The sequence below is a fragment of the Acinetobacter sp. WCHAc060033 genome (genome assembly GCF_004209125.1).
Classification (GTDB): Bacteria; Pseudomonadota; Gammaproteobacteria; order Pseudomonadales; family Moraxellaceae; genus Acinetobacter; species Acinetobacter wuhouensis.
Genome location: NZ_SGSW01000154.1, coordinates 1 through 1,097 on the forward strand (window position 1 = coordinate 1; position 1,097 = coordinate 1,097).

General features: G+C 36.6%; 3 protein-coding genes. 2 read left to right on the plus strand and 1 reads right to left on the minus strand.

Annotation, left to right across the window (positions count from 1 at the left end; translation table 11 throughout):
* Window positions 1-331 (minus strand): SMI1/KNR4 family protein (locus EXE10_RS21015; protein ID WP_130114601.1); only part of this gene is annotated, 331 nt, incomplete at its 3' end.
* Window positions 332-470: 139 nt separating this feature from the next.
* Between EXE10_RS21015 and EXE10_RS21020 the strand changes: the two genes are divergently transcribed.
* Window positions 471-791 (plus strand): type II toxin-antitoxin system RelE/ParE family toxin, encoded by a 321-nt coding sequence (locus EXE10_RS21020; RefSeq protein ID WP_000897307.1) that lies wholly within the window; start codon window positions 471-473, stop codon window positions 789-791.
* Window positions 784-1,056 (plus strand): NadS family protein, encoded by a 273-nt coding sequence (gene nadS, locus EXE10_RS21025; protein ID WP_000369781.1) that lies wholly within the window; start codon window positions 784-786, stop codon window positions 1,054-1,056. Before EXE10_RS21020 ends, nadS begins: the two co-directional genes overlap by 8 nt.
* The last annotated feature ends 41 nt before the right edge of the window (window positions 1,057-1,097 follow it).

Consider the following 1,097-nt stretch of genomic DNA (forward strand, 5'->3'; position numbering starts at 1 on the left):
TTTTATGATTAGGAGATAGGCAATAATAACTACCATTATCTTCACAAATAGGTAGCCAATCTTCTGGCAGACCTTGCTCCCTAGCATCATTTAATATCTGAGATAGCCCTCGATAGCATTCTTTCTCATCTGTAAGAGACGCTAATTCAATTGTTCCATAAAAGATATTGCTAATCTCTTTCAAAACTTTTTTATAATCTTTTGGAAAAATAAAACCTATTTTTCGTTCATAAGCAGATATGAAAATATCATCAGGTAGTTCTATGTTTAGACGACTATTCCCAGATAGTTCTTTTAATTCTTGAATAATGTTATCAAGCTTATTTTGCATATACATTCTGCTCTATCGCATTAAAGTTCTTACTACAATTTAACATAATGGCTGTTATGCGAAACGAGATCTACCAGCTCTCGTTTTTTGTTATGGAAACTGCTAAAATTCAAATACGCCATTGACGTATAAAGAGTCCATGTTATTTATTGAAACCAGCATCTTTACCAAGCAAATTAAAGACCTTGTATCTGATGAGGAATATCGTCAACTTCAGCAAGATCTTTTGGTACAGCCTGATAGAGGTGACCTAATCAAGAATGGCGGTGGTATTCGCAAAGTACGTTGTGCTCAAGGTAACAAAGGGAAAAGTGGTGGGATACGGGTGATTTATTATTGGGTCACCGAGGATGATCAGATCTTTTTCTTAGTGGCTTATCCAAAATCAGTAAAAGATAATTTAACAGATAAGGAAACCGCCATTCTGCACCAACTCGTGAAGGAGCAATTTCATGGATAACAACTTATTTGATGACTTGGTTGCTTCAATCAAAGAAGCTGGAGCTATCAAACGTAAAGAAGTTAAAGCAAGCCGAGTTACAGAACTCGAATTGCCTGATATTAAAGAAGTACGTGAAAAAACTGGCTTGAGCCAAAATGAATTTGCTGCACGTCTACATATTAGCCCCCGTACCCTGCAAAATTGGGAACAGGGACGACGCTATCCAACTGGACCAGCAGCTACATTGATTCGAATTTTAGATGCTCACCCAAGCCTTATTTGAAAAAATTACTTAAAAAATGGGAGCTTAAGGCTCCCATTTTT

Coding starts and splice junctions, on each gene's coding strand:
- EXE10_RS21020 (WP_000897307.1), top strand. CDS start 471: ATGTTATTTATTGAAACCAGCATCTTTACCAAGCAAATTAAAGACCTT.
- nadS (WP_000369781.1), top strand. CDS start 784: ATGGATAACAACTTATTTGATGACTTGGTTGCTTCAATCAAAGAAGCT.